Here is a 22,192-nt window from a genome sequence, read left to right as displayed (position 1 = left end):
CACAAGTCTGGTTAAATCAATATGTTTTTAATAAAACCTAAAATTCTAACGTCATAATAGCTGGGTAGTTGTACGGCAAAAACATTAATTTCAGAATTAACTTATTTCAGGAATAATTGCCCCAAAAGCCTGCTCAATATCGGCAATCAATGCTTCAGGTGTTTCTAACCCAACACAAAAACGAATCATATTTACTGGTGGAACACCCTTGTTATAGTTGGCAGAAGTATGGAGTACACAAGCCGGAAATATCAAAGACTCATGTCCGCCCCAAGAACACGCCATCAAAAAACGTTGTAAATGATTGCAAAACTTTTCTATTAAAGCTATGTCATCAATGGCAAGCTCTATAGTAAATTGCCCTGCCCCTTTAGTCATTTGCTTTTTGGCAAGTGCATACTGGGGGTTACTCTCCAGATAAGGATAGTATATTTTGCTTACCATTGAATGTTTTTGCAAGTAGTTTACTACTTTGGCAGCCGTAGCGCTTATTCTATCCATTCGTGTAGGTAAGGTGCGTAACCCTCTGAGCAAAAGCCAGGCATTAAACGGGGCAATCACCCCTCCTAATGTCATATACTCGGAGGCAAAAATTTTATTGGTCATTGCTTTACTGGCACACAAGACTCCCGCTACAGTGTCGCTATGCCCACTAATGTATTTGGTGGCTGAATGTACCACTATGTCAATTCCATAATCTATAGGCTTTTGAAACAAGGGGGTAGCATAACTATTATCAATAATGGTAACAATGTCATGTTTTTTGGCAATTTGTGCTACTGCCGCCAAGTCCTGTTGCTCAAATGTCCACGAATTGGGGCTTTCCAAAAACAACACACGCGTATTGGGTTGGATAGCACTTTCAAAGTTTTGTGGATCTGTTCCGTCTACCATGGTGTTGGTCACTCCAAACCGGGTGAGGAAACTGTTTAGCAGCTTATTAGTCCAGCTATAAGGTTTTTGTACGCATACCACATGGTCACCTTGGTTTACATTGGCAATTACCGCAGCAGCCACCGCAGCACTACCACTGGCAAACACCAATGCATCCTCCGCATTTTCTAAGGCCGCCATTTTTTGCTCAAGTATATGTGTGGTAGGGTTGTGCCCACGGGTATAAAAAGGCATTTCCGATTCTTGTTGCAATGTTTCACGCATTTTTTCTACTGTATCAAACGAAAACATGGCTGTTTGCATAATGGGCGGAGCAACTGCCCCGGCATACTGTGATCGGTCTTCGCCTAACTCGTTAATTATATAAGAAATATCCATTGGTTGTTCTAAGTAGTTATTTTATTTTTGCCCAAGTTATAAAAAATCAGTGGATGGCACCTGTAGGTTTTGACTATAAAGTTTACGACTTTCACTCCAAAGCATTTAGTAATTATCAAATATGAATCAGAAAACATTGCAAGATAAAGTAGTAATTATCACAGGAGGTTCTTCAGGTATTGGCAAGGCTTGCGCCGAAACATTTGGAAAAGCAGGAGCAAAAGTGGTAATCACGGGGCGAAATCATGAAAAATTAGTGAAAGTATCAGATATGCTCAAGATAGAGCAAATAGACAATTTACCCATTGTGGCAGACTCCAGTGTTGAAAGCGATTGCAAAATGGTAGTAAAAGAAACCATCGATAAATATGGTAAAATAGATGTGCTGATCAATAACGCAGGAATCTCTATGCGGGCAATGTTTGCTGAACTGGACTTATCAGTCATAGAGCAGGTCATGCAAATCAACTTTTTTGGTACAGTATACATCACCAAATACGCCCTTCCGTACCTCACCCAAACTCAAGGTTCTATAGTGGGGGTATCTTCTATAGCTGGCTTCCGAGGCTTGCCAGGGCGTACAGGATATTCTGCCTCTAAGTTTGCTATGCAGGGTTTTCTTGAATCGTTGCGCACTGAATTGCTCAAAAAGAATGTCAACGTATTGGTAGCTGCCCCTGGTTTTACCTCTTCTAATATCCGTAATGCTGCCTTGGTAAAAGATGGTAGTTCACAAGGTGAAACTCCCCGCGATGAAGGGAAAATGATGAGCTCCGAAGAAGTATCCAAACGTATACTTAATGCCGTGGTAAAACGTAAAAGAAGTTTGGTACTTACCCGTCAAGGTAAGCTTACAGTACTGCTTAACAAGCTATTCCCTGGGTGGATGGATCAAATGGTATACAATACAATGGCCAAAGAAAAAGACTCTCCACTTAAGTAATTTCAGGGGTTTTGGCGATCACAGCAGTAGGACAAACTTATAAAAACCATACTAAACCTTTTTCCATCTTTTTAAAAAGTACCATTTATTTTGAAAAGCCTAATAACATTTCTCTGAATACACAAATTCTATCAAAAAACTTTGGCAAATACCATAAATACATCCAACTTCTTTTTGTATGAAAATAATCCTATCTCAGATTAAATCAAATATTGAGGAACTTATATGGATTTAACTAAGTTGCTCAAACCAGTGATAAACCACACAGGTTTTACCTGCTTTTTTGTCAATTTCTTAGTTAATCGCTAATATTGCATTCACATTAGACATTTGATTTATCTTTAAAATAATATAGCCCATGGCAAAAATCAAAGTTGCGATCAATGGTTTTGGTCGAATCGGACGAATTGCTTTTCGTGCATTATTGCAAAAAGACAACGTAGAAGTAGTTGCTATCAACGACTTAACAGATACAAAAACTCTTGCTCACCTACTAAAATATGATTCTATCCATGGAAGATTTCCTGGGGAAGTTTCTGCCGATGACAACAGCCTGACTGTAAATGGTCAAAAATTGTTGGTTTTTGCAGAGAAGGAGCCAGCAAAATTGCCTTGGGGAGAACACAAAGTTGATGTAGTGCTTGAGTCTACAGGTCGTTTTGTTGAGAAAACTGCTGCTCAAGGACACATTACAGCTGGTGCCAAAAAAGTAGTGATTTCTGCACCTGCCAAAGGTGGTGTGCCTACTGTAGTATTAGGAGTAAACGACGAAACTTTGTCGAACGAAGAGTCTATTGTTTCTAATGCTTCTTGTACCACCAACTGCCTTGCTCCTATGGCAAAAGCGTTAGATGATGCTTTTGGTATTGAGACAGGTTTTATCACTACAGTTCACGCTTACACTGCTGACCAACGCATTCAGGATGCGCCTCACAAAGATTTACGCCGTGCTCGTGCTGCTGCTACCTCTATCATTCCTACTACTACTGGCGCTGCTAAAGCTGTAGGGCTGGTATTGCCCCACCTTGCTGGCAAACTAGATGGCATTGCCATGCGTGTACCATTGAATGATGGATCTTTGACTGACTTTACCTTTAAGGCAAAGAAATCTGTCACTAAAGAAGAAGTGAATGCTGCATTGAAAGCTGCTGCTGAAGGTCCAATGAAAGGCATTTTAGAATACACTGAAGATCCTATTGTTTCTATTGATATTGTAGGCAACCCTCACTCTTGTATTTTTGATGCTCAACTTACTTCTGTAAGCGACAACCTTGTAAAAGTAGTAGGTTGGTACGACAACGAGGCTGGTTATTCTAACCGTGTAGCTGACTTGATCGAACGTTTAGGCAAAATGGCAGAAACTGCTGTAAATGCTTAATTTATAAAACCCAACTGAAAAAAAGCTCCAAAGCCCATAAGTTTTGGAGCTTTTTTCACTCTAGTCAAAATTGAGTAAGCCCTGCATCCATTGCTGTTTGGACACTGATTTATAACAAATTTTGGCAAAAGTAGCCAGCACTTGTTCGTTTTCAATCACTCTTGCCAATTGTTTGGCTATTGACCCCTCATAACGGTTTGCCCATGATTGTTCTACTAAATCTTCAACCTCTTCTGTTATCAAATACACTGCTGTATCTTTACTGCATTTAATTCCTTTTAGGTGTAATTTTTTGGGTAGTAACAGTGCCATATCAATCAAACTCAAATAGTACAACTGCTCTATTAGATAATTGCTGTCTCCCCATTGCAACTCTTTGGGCGTTCCCAATCTATGCTTTTCGCAAAACAAAGGCAATGTAGCATCATGCGTATCTACAAAATCAATGTTGAGCGGAATGTTGGATTTTACTTTTGGCAATTTTAAATACAGGCTTTTTTCCTGCCAAAAAACCAGTTCTATTCCAGTTATTCTGTACTCTTTTTCATCGTAACACAGGTTAATTTTGGTAATTATATCCGTAGTATTTCCCTGATTTGCCACTACTGCTTTAATACACAAATTCATTGTTTTTTGAGCAAAGGTATCAAACCAATAACAAGGCAGGTCTTCTGCATCCTGGGCAGCATTAAGTGCCTCGTCTTCATTACTTTTCAGAAAATGATTGCCCCATTCTTTCAAACGTTTACTACGTTCTTTTTTTAAGTGACACTCCAGTAATTGAATCGCCTCAGGGTTGTTAATGTACGCCAAGGTTTGAATCGCCAAAAACCTGATATTTACCTTAGACGCTTTTAGTTTTTGACGCACATATTCAAGCGAATTATTTTCAGCTTTTGCTAATATTCCTGCCACCAACGATATAGTCTCAGGGTCATCTTCTGTCTCGAAGAAGGTCCATAATTTATGTTGATATTTTGCCAAATAAAGCCCCTGCAACAAAGTAAGCATTTGCTTAGTATAAATTTGATGCTCAGCAAGTTGATTCGACTTTGGCTTGATCAATAATCCTTTCAGGAGTAACTCCAGCCCGGTTTGCTTAAGGTATTTGGCAACCAACTCCATATATTGAAAGCGTTTGGCCAAATCACTGGTTTTGTACTTACTAACTACAGGGAATGCCCTTCTGCCATACCCCTCTAATAACCACTCAGTTATCATAAGTTGTAGAGATGGTTCTCCTGCTTCTGCACAAGTTGCAGGCTCATCATTCAACAAGTCATACACCTCTGTAATGATTGTAAACCCTGGTTCTTTATAATCATCAGGAGCCAGGCGACACATTTGAAACACTAATTGGCACAGCTCAGGTAAAGCATCTATTTGGACAACCAAGGCTTGCACAAGGTGGTCATACTTTTGAACATCTATGTTCAATAACAACACTGCTATTGAAACGATGGCAGCATTACCTTGTTTACAAGCATCACCAATGAGTACACTCAGGTTTTGGTCAAAAGTTTTGACTCTATTTGTGGCTAATAGTTCGATGTAAAGGTTACTTTTTTTGTATTGTTTAAATACCTGATAAGTATTTGTAAAGTCTTGCTTAAGTATATACTTTCCTACCGAAGTTAAATTCCCTTTTTTGGTTTGCATTGCTCCTGCCAAATGTCTGACAGTTATCTGCAATATTTCGTCAGTCGCATGATGTCTGATCAAGGCTTTATTCAACCGCCGAAACACATTATCAGAAGGGGTATTTCGTATTTCTTTTGCCAGTACCCCACCATACACCTGCATAGTATGATCAATGACGGCTGGTTGGCTAAGCACTTCAAATAGCCGTTTGTCGTACCTTGACCATTGGCTCAATTCAGGCAAATACTTTAGTAGTTCATATAAATGAAGTTGTTCATAGTCTTCTTCCTTTAACTCAAGTTCAAACACTGGATGTATATGGGTAATAAACCTGATAAGCTGAAATAGTTTCTCACCTATTGCCACATGATTGTTCTCTGATACCAGCTGAAGGTATCGAGTTAACTTCAAAGTATAAGTTTTATCCAGCCTTCTTTTATTTATTTCTTTTATCAGAGCTTCAATGGTTTCTGTATTCATTTATATTTCAGCTATTATTTAGTGTAGTATGTTAAAATAATATTAAGGGAAAAGTAGTTTTTTAGATTCATTAACTTTACGCTTATAGTATTAGCAATTGCTTATGTAAAATTAGCAATTTTAAAGAAAGTATCCACTAAAATCAATTATTATACTTCAGTATCTAATGAAATTAAAAGAATCACCACTTATATTTTATAATAACCTATAGACAACCAAATTGCTAAAAAAAGTTAAATAATAACATCACCATAAAACAAATTTAACACATATATAACCCTGTAAATCAAAATATTAAACAATAAAAATAACAACATGCAAACTTAACCCTTTTAAAATACTTGAAAATCAAAATAAAATCGCTTATTTGAAGCCTTAAAAGCATCACAAAAAAATAGCCTTATTTTATGATTAACACTTAAAATATTACCTTTTTGTTTATGACAAACAGGCTAAGTATCCGCTAAGATTATACAATACCTTCCTTCATTGGCATCAAAAGGCTTTGTTGTACTATACAAAGTCAAGTCTATACATTTTCAAGTTATTTTTTTTAATGGAAACTTACACAAAACACAAATCTTCTCTCTTTGATTAGGAGTCATTTTGAAGTGTTTATACCTTTGTTGCTGAAAAAATGGCACAACATCAGGTTAAGTAATTTTTCATACCGGCAGCTAAACTAACCCTACTCAAAGTTTTAGATTTCATAAATATTAACCATCAAAGCTTAAAATTAGGAACATGATGCTATTTAACATCAAAGGGTTAACTATGACCTTTTGTCTGACTTATATATTATGTAGTTGTGCGTTGTTTGAAAAAGAATTCATTCTGCCTCTTCCAGTAGCAGAAGAAGCCGATCAAGTTAACGCAGTAGGGTTCACTGCTCGCTGGAAAAGTGTAACAGGAGCCACTGGGTATGAAATAGATATAGCTCTTGATGAAAATTTTGGCGAAATACTTAGTGATTATAAAGGTAAAAAAGTAGAGTCTAACGCTTTAATTATAACTAACCTGGAAGCCAATACCACCTACTATTATAGGGTAAGAGCTCAGATCTCTAACCAAACCTCCCAAAGCTCCAATATTATCAAAGTTACTACTGCTGAGCTTAACACTCCCATTGTATATGAGGCCAGCGAAGTGACTGCTACCGGATTTAGGGTTCATTGGAAAAAAATGCCTGTTGCTGGTACCTACTTGCTTGATATTTCTACTAACAGTCAATTTGCCAACTTTTTGCCAGGTTTCAAAGACAGGGAAGCAGGCAATGATACTACATTTCTGGTAAGTAATATAACTGTAAACACCACTTATTTTTATCGTATCAGAATAAAACAATCTGAATCTTACTCTGCTTATTCTAATGTGCAATCAGTGCTTACGAGTACTTTGCCCCAACCTGTGACAGTGGCAGCTACCAATATACAATTAACAAGCTTTATAGCAAACTGGAAAGCAATGCCTGAAGCTGTTTCTTATAGAATAGATGTAGCAAAAGATGCATTGTTTCAACAAATACTCAAAGGATATAATAATACAGAGGTTACAACCAATAGTTTGGTTGTTGCCAACTTAGACGCAAATACCGCTTATTACTACAGAGTAAGGGCAGTAAATGAAGAGTCAACCTCTAATCACTCAAATATCACAATAGCTAACACGCTCAACTTAGACGCTCCTGTAGCTACTGAAGCTACCTTGATAGAAAGTGGTAGCTTTAAAGCACACTGGAACCCTGTAAATAATGCCGCCTCTTACTTGTTAGACGTGGCGCTTGACCCTGCTTTTTCGCAAATATTACCTGCATACAACAGTGTAGCCATCATTGGTACTGAATTAGTAGTACAATCTGTAGATGCCAGCACCAGCTATTACTATCGAGTAAGGGCTCAAGGCCTAAATGCCACTTCAGAAAACTCTAATGCTATAAAGGTTACTACTGATTTGTTACCAGCACCTGTAGCTACTGCCGCTTCTGGTCAAAAAATATTTGAGTTTACCGCCAACTGGCAATCTCAAGATGGAATTAACTTGTATTTATTGGATATAGCAACTGATGCTGGCTTTGTAAATATAGTAACTGGATATAATGGCAAGGAAGTCGCAGGGACATCGTATAAGATTCAAGGGCTGGATTTTAAAGCAACTTATTTTTATCGCTTGAGGTCTAAACGCCTTACAAAAGTATCAGATTACTCTAATACTATTCAGGTAGATGCTTGTATCAGCAACACTTGTAAAGTTTCAAGGCTTCAGTTTTTTTCAAATGGTACTCCTATTACAGAAGAACAAACATTTACTTATAATGCTCAAAGTCAACTAATCAGCATTAACTACCCTAAGCTACCAAATGCAAAAAATACTGTTACTTATAATGGTGATGGGAGCATTCAAAAGGTAGTGTATACATATAATAGTTCGGTCATTCATACACATACCTATACATATAGTGGTGGAAGTTTGGTTTCTATAAAACAATATGATGGTTTTGGTACGTTTAAGGAAATATGGACATTTTCTTACAATGCCCAAAATCAACGTACTTCTTGGAGCATATACTCTGATGAGACTCTAATGAACTTAACGTTAAGGTTTGACTATACTTATGATACTAAAGGGAATGTGGTGGAGGTAAAAAACCAAGGAGGGACTTCTATCAGACAATACCAATACGATGATAAACTTAGTCCTTATGCTACTATTCACCCTGACCTCTGTTTTTTTGTAGCAACCAATCGCGATAACTGGACAACAGGTAGCATTCATCGTGATGAAAACGAGTACCGAGGCTTCTTACCAATAAATAATATAAAAAAGGAAGTAATAAGTGGTACCACTACTGAGGTGTTTATATTCAACTATAACACTAAAGATTTAGCTACATCAAAAGAGGCATTTTATTCGGCTATATACACTATGACAGGCTGTAGTTTTTAAAAAATCAATCGAAAAACGAACAATGATGAAGTACATAAAAAATAAGACAACAAGTCAAGAGAAGCTACTGAAGCTACCTTTGTTGATTACAGTTGTTTTATATCAACGCCAGTTATTTATCAATAAAATAAGGGCGAAGATACCTAATAAACAAGTATATCAAAACCCTTATTATAGAAGGTCGCAGTTTTTAATCAATCATCAATAGAACCAATAAAAAGCACATCTAGGTCACAAAAAAAAGAGAATGAAAAGGTTTATTATATATATATGTTTCTTATGTTCATGCAATATTGCATTCGCACAAACTCCTGACTCCACTAAGGGCTTGCAACTGACCGTAGCTGAGGATATGCTGAACTTAAAAGTCAAAGGTTTAAAAAAGGAACAGATTTATTCAGCTACTAAAACTCTGGAGGCATTTATGACTTCACCTGTATCGGCTACTGTTATAAGCCGTAAGATGATTCAACAAACAGGTGCAACCAACATAGCTGAAGCACTTAGACTTGCTCCTGGCTTGTGGGTAAATCAAAAAACCAACGGCAACTATGAAGTATACATGCGAGGCAACCAAACTCCTTCTGGTGGATTATTACAAGATATGAAAAATGGTCAATTGATGGTAATGATTAACCATGTGCCTCAGTTTGATTATTTGTTTGGAGGAGTGATGTGGGAAGCTTTACCTGTAAGTGTGAATGAGGTAGATAGAATTGAAGTAATACGTACACCTTCTACAGTATTTTTTGGTACTACTGCTGTTACAGGAGTCATACACATTTTCACGCAAACCGTACAAGACAATGACTTGAAAGTTGATATAAATACTCAAGCAGGTGTATCACTCCAAAATATACAAGAAGGCAACAGAGATGTTTCTTCATTTAATAACCTATCTTTAAGCTTTGGTGCATCAGATAAGCTTCGATTTCGTTTATCAACTAATTATCACTCAGTCAAGCGATCTCAAGACCCTTATTATTTACTCAACGAAGATAGGTATATACAAAGTGACTCATTATTGTTTTACAAACATGATGTAATAGAAACAAACCTGAACACCAAACTTGCTCAAGAACGTATAGGAACCAATGCTTATGTATTTTACAATCCTTCAGAAAAAGTTTTTGTAACCACTCAGCTGTCTTATCAAAGTTCTCAGGCGCAAACGATTCACTCTGATGATACATTGGCTCTTGCTCAAAGAAGCTCAAATATGTACGGCGTAAACCTCAATGCTTACGTACATAATTTTCATTTCAATGGTTCTTTTCAACAAGGAAAACGTGATTATGCTATAGGCTATGATGGTAATCACTATCAAATCAATCAATTTCTTGCATCGCTTAACTATCGCCTAAAGTACAAGGGTGTGTTGATTCAACCTGAGGTTGGTTTTCTTCGAGGCAAAAGCTCTTCGATAGAAACCCCTGACTCTATAAGAACATTGACAAATTATTATGCATTTTTTAAGACAGATTTAAATCCTATACGTAACTTACGTATTGTCGCATCGGTAAGAGGAGACATATATGAACAACAAAAAACACCTTATTTATCTTATCAACTTAGTTCATCTTATAAGTTAGGTACTCACTTCTTACATGGAAGCTTTACCTACAACGAAGGGCTCCCTCTAGTACGTAAAGAACGACAAAATGCACATCATTCGTTACTTTCAGGGGCTGCCCCTAATAAAAACAAAGTGGCAGAGTTTGGTTGGAATGCACGAATATTATCAAAAATTCGTGCGTCTGCTGAGGTGTTTTATACTCAAGGTGAATACAACTATACTACTTTTGATACTGTAGCAGTGTCTAGTGAAGAGCCTGTACCTAATATATTTTCTATCACTCAGGCTGGAGCATCAGCCCAAGTAAGTGTTTGGCTTAACAAATTTCAAGTAGGTGGATTTATTACAATGCAACGTTCAGGCAGAAACCTGGAGCAACTTATGAACAATGAGATAAATGGTGCACCACAGGTATTTGGTGGTTTTCAGTTAAACTATAATGGCTTGCTTAACCGATTGACAGCCAACGCTAATGTATACTTTTATGGAAAGCATGATATTACTACTCAGTACCAAACATTGACTATACCAGCCAAAACACTTTTAAATATTAAGGTAGATTACAAAGTTTGGAACGAAAATAGTATTTTCTTTAATGCTAGAAACGTTCTGAATACATCAACCATAGAACATGCTTATGCTGATAGTATTGCCGGAATGTATTTGATAGGATTAAAAATCAGTATCTAATTATGAATTATGACAACAAGCATCAACAAGTAATCATACGAGCGCTTTGGCTTTGGTGCTTTTTATTACTTACAATACACCAGGTACAAGGTCAAACGAATGCTCAAGATAAAACAAAGGATTCTTTAAAGGTATTAAAGCTTAATACCGAGTTTGAAACTGCTATCAAACAAAAAAAATATACCCAAGCAATTAGCTTAGGCAAAACGGCTTTACAAATATCTGAAAAACAGTTATTTGTAAAAGGAAAGATCAAATGCTTGACCTTGTTTGGACAACTATATACTACTACCAATAAAACCTCGGAGGCGCTTACTTATTTTTTGCGGGCAGAAAGCTTTGCCCAAAGTTTTAATGCAGAAATACAACTCATCAATATATATGATAATTTAGGACAGTTTTATCAACAACTCAATTTATTCAAAAAAGGGCTTCAATATTTAAAGCAGGCGTATGATTTACGCAAAAAAAATAATTACCTGACGGGGTTGGATCAAAACCTGGAAAATATAGCATTTTGCTACTCGGTACTAGAGCAATACACCAGCACTCAGGTATTTTATGAAAAACTGGTAGGCTTGTATCGCAAACAAAAAAAGCAGGAGGCTGTCATTAATACCATAGAAAAACTAGCCTTGATCACCTCTGTTAGCAAACAATACAATAAAGCCATCAAGCATTATTTGACATTGCTTAATTATTACAAAAAAAAGAAAGATATAAGTAAAATATCTAATATATATAATGACCTTGGTTTTTTGTATCAACGTAAAGATGATGCACAAACAGCCATTAACTACTTTGGCTTGTCATCAGAAATTATCCGACAAAAGTCTAACCCCATCCCTGATGACCAACGAATTACACTCTTAATTAATACCGGGGTTGCCTATACTAACCTGGAGTCTTTTAACAGGGCAAAAAAGAATTTTCAGCAAGCCGCTCAATTGGCCCAAAATGACCAGTTAAAGCAAGCAGAGATTCACAATTATGCGGGTTCTAACTATTATCTTAGTGGCAACAATTTTCAGGCATTAAATGAGGTAGAGCAAGCCATTGCTATAGCACGCCCCAAAAAAGCCTGGAATATATTATTAACAAGCTACAAGTTGTTGTCGCTCATACACAAAGAAGAGAGAAACAACAAAAAAGCTCAGGAGTTCAATATTCGTTATTTGGCGCTTAAACGACAGCTAAAAGATGAAGAAGCCAAAAGAAAGAAAGAAGCTTCTTACAACTTGGCTTTGATGGATCAGCAAGAAAAACGAATAAAAAATGTATTGGGACAGGAACGCCAATACGCAGAGCTTCGGGACAAACAAGAGCAACAAAAACGAGATTTGGCGCTGAAAGATAATCTTGTACAATTGCAAAAAAATCAACTCGCGTTGATTACAAAAGAGAGAGAACTGGATGCAGCTAATTATCAAAGAGCTCAGCTAGACAAAGTACGCCAAGAACAAGCTTTACAAATAAGTGAAGGAAAGCTTCGTGAAGCTAAGCTGGCAGCAGAGAAATCAAATGCAGCGCTTGCACTGGAACGCGAAAAAGCGGCAAAAAAGCTCAGGGAAGAAAGAAACCGAAGACAAGTAGCTGAGCTGGAGCGTCAAAAGCAAAGTCAAAAGAAAGAGCTTGAATTACAAAAAGCAAGGCAAAAATATGCCATTGGCATTATCATACTCATTGCAGCCATACTTGGTTTGGTATCTTGGGTTTTAATAGTAACCAGAAAAAACAAGCGTAAGCTACAAAAACAAAAGACTAAAATAGAAGACCAAAATGGTGAAATTATCTCGCAAAATGAGGAGTTATACCAACAGCAAGAAGAAATTATGGCGCAGCGAGATGCCATTGAGCAGAAAAACACTTTGCTTAGTAATCAAAACCTACATATTCAACAAAGTATACAAGCAGCTTTGACCATTCAAGATGCTATATCACCTAACCCTGAAAAAACAGGTAATCTGCTAGGTACTCATTTTATTATTTACCGACCAAAAGACATTGTATCTGGTGACTTTTACTGGCTTGAAAAAGTAGAAAACCGAACATTTGTGGCTGCGGTAGATTGTACTGGACACGGTGTACCAGGGGCTTTTATGTCTATGATAGGCAATAACTTATTAAATCAAATACTACAGTTACAAAAAATTCATGAGCCAGATCGAATACTCACAGCCTTGAATAAGGAAGTAGAAACTGTTTTACGTCAAAAAGAAAAGGGTTATCGAAACGGAATGGATATGATACTGGCAAGTTGGGAACAAGGCAAAGCACCTTTAGAAGTAGTGTTTTGTGGAGCCAAACGTCCACTTTATCACTATAAAAAAGCCACCGATGAAATGCAACGCATCAAAGGTAACCGTTACTCTATTGGGTATCAAAACCCTGATTTTGAACAAGAAGTAATAACAGTAGAGCGAGGAGATAGTATATATTTATGTAGTGATGGTTTTGTAGATCAAAATAATGAAGCTCGAAAGAAGTTTGGCTACAAACGGTTTGAAGCACTACTGCATGATTGTCAGCAGCACCCTATGGAAAAACAACAGGAAATAATAGAGCAAGCTCTGGACAAACACATGGGGAGCGCAGAACAACGAGATGATATTTTATTAATAGGGGTAAGGTTTTAATTTACCCTTTTTTTATGCTTATACCCGCATTGTTGCCGTATTGAAAACCCAAATTTAAGCAAACCTTTTCGCAAGTTCTTTACGTAGTGATAGGTATACTTACTTTTTTTGAAAATTATATGTGGTCTAAGTTTAACAAAACCCTTGCTAAATTTATAAAAAACTCTGACGATGCAAGTCAGACAACCTCCCCTACTCAACTGATTGAAATTACCATTCAAGAGTTAGAGGATGCCATTATCAAAACCCAGACTTCTCTTCATCAAACGTCTGAAAATCAAGAAAATATCAGACAAAAATACCAGGAATACCAAAATAAATCATCTCAACTTTACAAGGAAGCAATCGCTGCTACCAAAAAACAACAAGAAACACTTGCGCAAGAACTTATTCGCAAAAAAAACCTGGTTGACAAACAAGCTGGTCAATATGAAGTATTGTACACCAATGTGTCTAATACAGTATACCAGTTTGAGTCTCAGATAGCGAAAATGCGTATGAAAATAGAGGAACTCCGCTCTAAAGAAGTAGTACTGAAGGCTAAACTTGAAAACGCCCAAACTCAAAAAGAGTTGGGGGTTTATTTGACAGAGCTTAATCAAAATACAGACTTAGAAGCGTTTGAAGACGAAATTAATGAAATAGAATTGGAAGCTAAACTTGTCAATGATTTGCAAAGTTTAGACGATGAAGCGTTTGAACAATTAGACAATCAAACCAGTTTAAGTAACCTTAAAAACAGCATTGCTGCTGAAGAACAAAAACTACAAGAACAACGTGATGCCCATCGCTTCAAAAAAATTAATCAGATTTTTGAACAAAACTCTGGCAAAGAACAACAGTTGGGACAAAACCAACAAAAAAGCTATCAAGCAAAAAAACAAGCACTTCTACAAGCCTTGATGCAGCAAACACCCCCAGCAGACAGTAAAACAGTAGACATTAGTTCATTTTTTGATGGTACTAATGTAGATACTTCTCCTACCAAGCCGCAAGATAATACTAGTAAAAGCCAACAAATTATCGAAGACTTTTCCCAGCACTCTCATACTGTACCCATAGATTCAAACAAAGCTGACAACAAAAAAGAGTTGTTTGACAACTTTTTTGGCGACGATGACTCAGATCAGGCAACAGAAAAGAAGCAAGCAAGAGAAGATGATTCAAAGTCTGCCAACCAAAAAAAAATAGACGATTTTTTCAAAGATTAAACTTTTACCTATTTTGGTATAAGTACTCATATTTCTACTCAAAGGCATTAAAAACGCTCATTTGGAAGAAGCATGGGTATGTACCCATATTATTTTCTAATTAACCTAATAAGTTTTTACCTACATGGCTATATCGCTAAAAAAAGGAGGAACATTTAACCTCTCTAAAAAAGAACCCGGACTAGAAAAAATAATGATTGGTTTGGGCTGGGAAGTAAAACCAGGCAACTCAGTAGACCTTGATGCATCGGTGTTTATGCTGGGGAGTCATGGTAAGCTTATATCTGAAGAATACTTTGTGTTTTACAATAACCTCAAGTCACCAGATGGGTCATTGCAACACACTGGCGATAACCGTTCAGGTAAAGGGGATGATGATGATGAGATGATTCTTGCCAATATGCCCCTCATTAACGCTGATATAACCGAGATATTAATTACAGTCAGTATTCACGAAGCTGATGCACGCCGCCATAACTTTGGCTTGTTAGATGAGGCATACATTCGGATAGTGGATGTAAGTACTCAACGAGAAATTTTGCGTTATGACCTTGACGCCGAGTTTACAAACAATACTGATGTAGAGTTTGGTAAACTTCACCGCACAAATGGGGAATGGAGTTTTATAGCCTCAGGTATAGGCTCTAACCAAGGTCTACAGGGATATGTAGATGCGTATGCATAGATGATGAATCTATCAAGATCAAGTGTTTGGGTGTATCAGCCTAAACACTTGATTTTCAAACACCAAACAATTACTCTAACTTAATTAATACAAGCAATCAATGGGAATCTCACTCAACAAAAAAACAGGTATCAACCTAAAAAAAGGCTCTTCTATATCACTGGAAAAGCAAGGAAAATTATTGGAAGAAGTATGCATTGGGCTTAACTGGGGGGCTATTCAGAAAAAAGCTCTGTTTGGCTTGGTAAAGACTGCTCATAGTGTAGACCTTGACGGAAGTGTATCTATGTTTGACAAAGATAAAAATGAGTTGGATACCGTATACTATAGCAAACTTCAATCTAAAGATGGAGCCATTAACCACAGCGGTGACGATGTTCGTGGGGATGCAGGTGGAGACGATGGTATAGACAATGAAATTATTGAAATTAACCTTGGCAAGGTAACCCCCGAAGTTGAGCAAATTGTGTTTTACCTTAACTCATACAATGGGCAAGACTTTGCAAATATCCCTTATTCTAAGATTCGTATTTTTGAGGGTAGCCGCCACAAGGTAGATGATGTTTTTGCGACCTTTAACTTATCGGCTGATGCTTCTTTTGCGGGCAATGTGTCTATGATTTTGGGTAAATTGATACGCACTCGAAACAACTGGAAGTTTGAGGCCATTGGCGATGCTATCCCTACTAAAAAAATACAAGATACAATTCCTTATATCAAAGAAAACTACCTCTAAACATCTAGGTGCAACTTGCTGATGCCTTACTTTTGCATTTCCATAAAAAACTTACAGTTAAAACTTCAAATGTGGTCAAAACAACATCAATTAGGGATGACAAAAGGGGTATTATCATCCCTTTTCTCCCTGTTACTTTAGAGGTAGCATTTTTATTCAACATGCTATTATGGTTTTAAAAATAACTTCACACTTTTACATCAAAACACTGTACAAATGGCTATATCACTGCAAAAAGGGAACAGGTTTAACTTATCGAAAAAAGAACCTGGGCTTGATAAAATAATGATTGGGTTGGGTTGGGAGGTAAAAGCGGGTAACACCCTGGATTTAGACGCTTCTGCGTTTATGCTGGCTGGTAACGGCAAGTTACTTGCTGACGAATATTTTGTATTTTATAACAACTTAAAGTCCCCAGATGGATCATTGCAGCATACTGGAGACAATCGCACTGGGGTAGGCGATGATGACGATGAAATGATTCTTGCCAACTTGCCTTTAATTAACCCCAACATTACTGATATATTGATCACTGTAAGCATTCACGAAGCACAGGTACGACATCATAACTTTGGTTTACTTGATGAAGCTTATATTCGAATTTTAGATGTAAATACCAAACGAGAAATACTAAGGTATGATCTGGACGCAGAGTTTGGGGTCAATACCGATATTGAATTCGGGCGATTGACAAAAGTAGATAATGACTGGAACTTTGTAGCTTCGGGTATAGGAAGCAACCACGGCTTGCAAGGATATGTTGATGCATATGCCTAAACCTTATGGAAGCTGGCAAACAAATATATTCATCAAAAACCAATAACTTCTCAATAGGTTAACTAATTATTAATCAGATTTTATGGTGATTTTGTAATTGAGCATATATTGAGAAATTACTAAAAGTAGCCCAAATAATTCGTCAAACTAAAGTTAAATCGTTTTTTACCCTGACGCTGGAAACAGTTCTAAAATCCATATTTTTGAAGACCACACATATATACTCTTGTAACAACCGGAAATTTGAACGGTAGCGTCTAAGAAGTAACCAATGCTTTACCCCTAATAAAGCTTCTATGCCTTTGAAAACAGTTTTTTTTGGTACATTACTACAAAAAACTGTCGCCATCTGTTGCGTGTGTTTTTTCTTTTTTATTAGTTGCGGTTATAAATACTCAATATTACTCCCTACCACAAGAAAACTACTTACCCAATGTCCAAAAATGTGTTTGGGCATACATTTTTTGCGTTTTTTTATTACATCACAACATTTTACCACTTGATCGAACGTTTTAATTATCCTTTGACAGAAGGATAAAACCACACAATCAAATTCAACCTTTTTGACTTGTTTTTATAGATATTACAAATTTTGACAACTGTCATGAGTTTACAAAACACCGATAATGCCAACGGTATTCTGCTAAAAAAGGGAAGTAGTATCTTCCTTGAAAGAGAAGGAAAGTACCTGAATGAAGTATGTATTGGGCTCAACTGGGGGGTAATCATGCACACCAGCTTTTTTGGCTTGATAAAAAAACGAGAAAGCGTTGACCTGGATGGAAGTGTCACTACTTTTGATCAAAACAAAGAGGTGATAGAGACGATTTATTACCACAACTTGCGCTCCGAAGACCGCGCCATTGTACATAGTGGTGACGATCGGGTAGGTGACTGGGATGGAGATGATGATCTGGATAACGAGATTATTAAAATTAACCTAAATAAGGTAAGTAAAAGGGTAGATCAGATTGTTTTTTATCTTAATTCCTATAACGGGCAGGATTTTGCCAAAATTCCTTATTCTAAAATCCGAATTTTTGAGGGTAACGAAGAGCAAGTAGATGCCGTATTTGCTACGTATAACCTCTCATTTAAATTTTCGTTTACTGGTTATGTATCTATGGTGATGGGCAAACTTAAACGTGATGGAGACAAGTGGAAGTTTTTCACTATTGGCGAACCCATCAAAACATCCAAAATACAGGAAACAATCCCTCTTATTCAACAAAAATATTTATAAGCATTACAAAAAAGCCGGATAAATACCCGGCTTTTCTCATCTATTTCATCATTTGTACATAGACCACTTTTTTGGTTTCGAAAAACTCTTCCTCAAAAAAGTCGCTCAATTCAAACACTTTCTTTTTTCGTTTTACTTCTGCCAATTCCTCGGTCAAATCGCCCCCTTTCAGCAAAAGATAACCATTTTTGAGTTCGTGATTGTACATTTTGTAAAACTTGTCTTGCGACCAATTGTGCAAAGTTTTGAGAGGAGCTACTGCCCGTGACACGATAAAATCAAAATCGTCGTCTACTTTTTCTACCCTTACCTGTTCGGCTTTTACATTGGTAAGTCCCAAACCAGCGACTACCTCTTGTACTACTTTTATTTTTTTTGCAATAGAGTCTACCAGGTAAAACTCGGTTTTGGGGAACATAATGGCCAAGGGTACTCCTGGAAAACCACCTCCTGTGCCCAAGTCAAGTACTTTTGAACCTGGCTTAAATTGTATAACTTTAGCTATGCCCAACGAGTGTAATACATGACGCTCATATAACATATCTACGTCTTTGCGTGATACTACATTTATTTTTTCGTTCCAATCCTGATACAACTCATTCATTTTAATGAACTGCTCCTTTTGGGTATCAGTCAAATCAGGAAAGTACTTTAATACAATGTCTAACTTCTCCATTTATCCACTTTTTATGGGCTGCTGTCGCTCCTGCCTGCTGCCCTTTGTAAAACCAAGGGGCAAGTTCTACTTTTTTTTGCAGTAATTAAAAAACACCCTACTCTTTTGCTGTTACTTTAGCCCAAACTCCCCTACCAACCCCACATGATCAGATCCTGTATACTTAAAAGTATTTAATTTTTGACAATACAATTGGGGCGAGTAAAAAATATAGTCAATAGGAATGCCCATCCATAAAGCCCAAGTAGGAAAAGTAGGCAACCACGAGGTGTGGGTACCTTGCAGGTGGGTAGTTTGTTTAAAATCTCTGATTAATCGTTCCCAAGGAACCGCATTAAAGTCACCCAGTAATACCAAGGGTTTCTCTCGGTGTTGCTTTATCTGTTGGGCTATTTTATCCATTTGGCTATAACGCCGAGGAATACGTCCTTGCAAAATGGGCGCACTGATATGGGTACTGATAAAATGAACTTTGCCTTGAGGCAATAATACATCACCCGCTACAGTAGGAGGTTCATCATTGAAGATATACTGAACATTTTTAAGAGGATATTTGGCAAATATGGCAATGCCCGAAAATAAGTTGTCTACTGGGTATACAAAAGCATAAGGGTATTGTTTGTGTAAACCCTTCTTAAGTACTTTAGCCCAGCGATGGTTTACTTCTATCAAAGCCAACAAATCGGCTTCTTGCCTTAATAATTGTTCAACCAGCTGCGTATGTTGCGCGTTACGTCCGTGTACATTGAGGTGCAGCACCTTAAATGTATCAGCTAGTTTGACTGGTTTTTGAGACTGAGTTTGTACATAAGGCTGTAAGAACCACACTACCCCCAACACACCAAGTAAGTGCGTGGGTATGTATCGGGTTTTGCCAAAAAACGAGAATAAGACAATGGTCAATCCCCAGCCTACCACAATTTGCAAGGCAAGCGCTTGTAACGAAAGGAATGCAAAAAAATCGGGTGGGTAGATGAGAATCCAACACAAAAATAAAGGAAAGAGGTAACACAACCATTCTTTATAGCGGGCATTTTTACCTGTTTTGTAACACACGTTTTGCTTACTTTAAAATCTGTTTATTCTCACCAGAACAAATATTGACAAAAGTTTTTGAATACAAGCACAAAGTTAAACAATAGAAACTGTAATTTAGATCAATAATAGCTCAAAAGGTAGGGCTGGTATGATGCATAAAAAAAAGCAAAACAGTACCTGACTGCTTTGCCCTTGTTTATAAATTGAATAGTGTACTATTTCTTAGCTACAAACTCCATATTTATTGTGATTTTTATATCACCTGCCAATGCTTCTTTACCATTTGGGGCATTTTTCCCTTTGGCATAGCTTATTCCATAATCATAACGGTTGATGGTAGTGGTAGCTTGAATGCCCATTTTGCTTCCTTTTTTAGTTTCAAAGTTACCCAATACTTTCGCATCCATCGTAATTTCTTTGGTTACTCCTTTCAGGGTAAAATCACCTACAATTTTGTATTTATTTTTACCTGCTTTCTTAAACTTCTTACTTACAAAAGTAGCTTTAGGATATTTTTTTACATCAAAGAAATCTTGTGACCTTAAGTGTTTGTCTCTTCGTTCTACGCCAGAGTTTACGCTTGCCGGGTCTATACTTGCAGTCAGTTTAGCCCCTTTCAAGTCTTTGCTGTTTGCCTCTATGGTTGCATCAAACTTGCTAAAACTACCATTGACAAAAGATAAACCCTGGTGCATTACACTAAAATTTACCCAAGCATGGGCACCGTCCATTTTCCATTTGGTTTGAGCCAACGACATAGTGGCCACTAAGGTAAGTGTAGCAAATGTTAAAAATACTTTTTTCATTTTGATAATAAGTTTGTAAAGGTTTTTTAGAGTTTGTTTTATATATGAATGATACAAATATATGTATATACATTTAATGTAAAAACTTATTGATCACAATTTAACAAGATTCGTTCTATTACTTCTGCTTCACTGGTACTTCTAAATCAATGACTACCTCCCCTGCTGCCAGCCCAAAGTCTTTGGAGGTAATATTTATTTTGCCTTTAAAGACTGCGGTTTTGTCTTGTTTGGTAAAAACAAAAGGGATTTTGATCACTTTTGTAGTTTCTTTGATGGTCAACTTTCCAATCAACTCAAAACCTTTGTCGATTTTCTTTATTTTGTTCGATTCATAGGTAATGTAAGGATATTTTGCCCCATGAAGATAGTCTTTCGATAAAATATCTTTTGCTTGATCTTCACCTTCACTGGCAGTGACTGTACTTACCTTGATACGCGCTTTAATACTTGACTTGTTTAAGTTGGTGGGGTCAAACCGAATAGCAGCATCCAACCCCGAAAAAGTGCCTTCAGCTCCTGACCCCAACTCACTGAAAGTAATTTTAGCCTTGTCAGTTTTTACTTTCCAGGTCATTTGACCATAACCTAGCTGGGTAACACCCACAACGAATGCTACTAAAAACAATTTGGTTAGAATGTATTTCATATCACTTTTTTTATGTTTTGTAGATTTGACACCGCTCAACATGATGCTTCACAAATTAAGTGTATCTACAATAAAATTACTACTCATTCCAGCATTTTTTAGTAAATGCTTTTTTTAGAGCCTGTTTGAGGCAACAAAGCAAGTGTTACAATAAGTTGTTATTTTATTGGCTACCCTTCCCGTCTCAAACCACCTTACTTTTCAGTCTTGAAAGTTAGATGGTTTGCCCCACTTTATAAACTTAGCAATGAAGGGGGCAAACTAAGCTGGGATCAACTGTTTTATACAACCATCATTTAATTCTGTTCAGTTTCTTTACTGCTTTCAGTGGTTACCGAAGGGTTTAAGTTTTCGGCAAAGGTAAGCACAAAGCCGTTGAGGTCTTGTATAGAAAACTCAGTCATTCCATAAAAACTCTCCTTGAGGTCGTTTACAACTGTTACTTTGTCTTTCAGCTTTTTGTATAGACCTTCTACACCTTCTACTCTCAGGTAAAAGCTTAAACCCCCACCAGTTGTTTGTTGCTCCAGGGGTTTAAACTCGGTTTTCATGCTATCTACCGACTGAAACATTAGCGCCAGACCATCGGTAGACACCATCGCCCAGTCATAAGGGGGAGTTTCAGGCACGGTTTGTACCAGCTCAAACCCCAGAATACTATTATAATACATGATGGTTTCTGCCACATTGCTTACCATCAGATTAGGCGTCAAAGTTTTGATTTGCATTTTTTATATTAGACTTCTTGCGAAAATATTAATATTGGTTAAAAAGTTATCTTTGTAGCATGAAAGCTTCAAAATATGCTGTTT

Annotated in this window: 17 protein-coding genes; 10 read left to right on the top strand and 7 right to left on the bottom strand. The window is 37.0% G+C overall.

Features of this window, described 5'->3' with window-relative positions; translation table 11 throughout:
• Window positions 1-96: 96 nt before the first annotated feature.
• Entirely contained in the window at window positions 97-1,272 is a 1,176-nt protein-coding gene (locus Q0954_RS20375) for an aminotransferase class I/II-fold pyridoxal phosphate-dependent enzyme (RefSeq protein WP_299459610.1), read from the bottom strand.
• Between the two features lie 121 nt (window positions 1,273-1,393).
• On the opposite strand from Q0954_RS20375, the gene Q0954_RS20370 reads away from it, so the two are divergent.
• On the top strand, window positions 1,394-2,215 hold the full coding sequence (locus Q0954_RS20370) for an SDR family oxidoreductase (protein WP_299459608.1): 822 nt from the start codon (window positions 1,394-1,396) through the stop codon (window positions 2,213-2,215).
• A gap of 358 nt (window positions 2,216-2,573) precedes the next feature.
• Entirely contained in the window at window positions 2,574-3,593 is a 1,020-nt protein-coding gene (gene gap / locus Q0954_RS20365) for a type I glyceraldehyde-3-phosphate dehydrogenase (protein ID WP_299459606.1), read from the top strand.
• Window positions 3,594-3,653: 60 nt separating this feature from the next.
• Here gap and Q0954_RS20360 read toward each other — a convergent pair whose 3' ends face one another.
• A complete protein-coding gene (locus Q0954_RS20360) occupies window positions 3,654-5,714 on the bottom strand; it encodes a HEAT repeat domain-containing protein (RefSeq protein WP_299459604.1) in 2,061 nt (686 codons plus the stop codon).
• A 744-nt stretch (window positions 5,715-6,458) separates the two neighbouring features.
• Between Q0954_RS20360 and Q0954_RS20355 the strand changes: the two genes are divergently transcribed.
• The 8 genes from Q0954_RS20355 to Q0954_RS20320 all read left to right on the top strand — a co-directional run bounded on the left by Q0954_RS20355 (window position 6,459) and on the right by Q0954_RS20320 (window position 18,211).
• Window positions 6,459-8,657 carry a fibronectin type III domain-containing protein gene (locus tag Q0954_RS20355; protein ID WP_299459602.1) on the top strand — a complete coding sequence of 733 codons (2,199 nt, stop codon included), beginning with the start codon at window positions 6,459-6,461 and terminating at the stop codon, window positions 8,655-8,657.
• Window positions 8,658-9,081: 424 nt separating this feature from the next.
• On the top strand, window positions 9,082-10,923 hold the full coding sequence (locus Q0954_RS20350) for a TonB-dependent receptor (RefSeq protein WP_299459601.1): 1,842 nt from the start codon (window positions 9,082-9,084) through the stop codon (window positions 10,921-10,923).
• A gap of 2 nt (window positions 10,924-10,925) precedes the next feature.
• A complete protein-coding gene (locus Q0954_RS20345; protein WP_299459592.1) occupies window positions 10,926-13,559 on the top strand; it encodes a SpoIIE family protein phosphatase in 2,634 nt (877 codons plus the stop codon).
• A 119-nt stretch (window positions 13,560-13,678) separates the two neighbouring features.
• Window positions 13,679-14,770, top strand: a complete 1,092-nt coding sequence (locus Q0954_RS20340; RefSeq protein ID WP_299459589.1) for a PspA/IM30 family protein — start codon at window positions 13,679-13,681, stop codon at window positions 14,768-14,770.
• 124 nt (window positions 14,771-14,894) lie between these two features.
• A complete protein-coding gene (locus Q0954_RS20335; protein ID WP_299459586.1) occupies window positions 14,895-15,455 on the top strand; it encodes a TerD family protein in 561 nt (186 codons plus the stop codon).
• Window positions 15,456-15,555: 100 nt separating this feature from the next.
• Window positions 15,556-16,191, top strand: a complete 636-nt coding sequence (locus Q0954_RS20330) for a TerD family protein (protein ID WP_002695831.1) — start codon at window positions 15,556-15,558, stop codon at window positions 16,189-16,191.
• A gap of 216 nt (window positions 16,192-16,407) precedes the next feature.
• Entirely contained in the window at window positions 16,408-16,968 is a 561-nt protein-coding gene (locus Q0954_RS20325; RefSeq protein ID WP_299459579.1) for a TerD family protein, read from the top strand.
• A gap of 604 nt (window positions 16,969-17,572) precedes the next feature.
• Complete coding sequence (locus Q0954_RS20320; RefSeq protein ID WP_299459576.1) at window positions 17,573-18,211, top strand: TerD family protein; 639 nt, start codon at window positions 17,573-17,575, stop codon at window positions 18,209-18,211.
• Between the two features lie 40 nt (window positions 18,212-18,251).
• Here Q0954_RS20320 and rsmG read toward each other — a convergent pair whose 3' ends face one another.
• From rsmG to Q0954_RS20295, 5 genes are all read right to left on the bottom strand, one after another.
• Window positions 18,252-18,887: a 16S rRNA (guanine(527)-N(7))-methyltransferase RsmG gene (gene rsmG, locus Q0954_RS20315; RefSeq protein ID WP_299459573.1), complete on the bottom strand. Its 636-nt coding sequence runs from the start codon at window positions 18,885-18,887 to the stop codon at window positions 18,252-18,254.
• Between the two features lie 111 nt (window positions 18,888-18,998).
• Window positions 18,999-19,943 (bottom strand): endonuclease/exonuclease/phosphatase family protein, encoded by a 945-nt coding sequence (locus Q0954_RS20310; protein WP_299459570.1) that lies wholly within the window; start codon window positions 19,941-19,943, stop codon window positions 18,999-19,001.
• 197 nt (window positions 19,944-20,140) lie between these two features.
• Entirely contained in the window at window positions 20,141-20,731 is a 591-nt protein-coding gene (locus Q0954_RS20305) for a YceI family protein (RefSeq protein WP_299459567.1), read from the bottom strand.
• A gap of 118 nt (window positions 20,732-20,849) precedes the next feature.
• Window positions 20,850-21,380 (bottom strand): YceI family protein, encoded by a 531-nt coding sequence (locus Q0954_RS20300; RefSeq protein WP_299459564.1) that lies wholly within the window; start codon window positions 21,378-21,380, stop codon window positions 20,850-20,852.
• Between the two features lie 296 nt (window positions 21,381-21,676).
• Window positions 21,677-22,108: a glyoxalase/bleomycin resistance/extradiol dioxygenase family protein gene (locus Q0954_RS20295; protein ID WP_299459561.1), complete on the bottom strand. Its 432-nt coding sequence runs from the start codon at window positions 22,106-22,108 to the stop codon at window positions 21,677-21,679.
• Between the last annotated feature and the right edge of the window lie 84 nt (window positions 22,109-22,192).

The sequence above is a fragment of the uncultured Microscilla sp. genome (assembly GCF_947493425.1).
In the GTDB taxonomy this organism is placed as follows: Bacteria; Bacteroidota; Bacteroidia; order Cytophagales; family Microscillaceae; genus Microscilla.
Note: the sequence above shows the minus strand (reverse complement) of the source record. Positions and strands in the feature narration are given on the sequence as shown.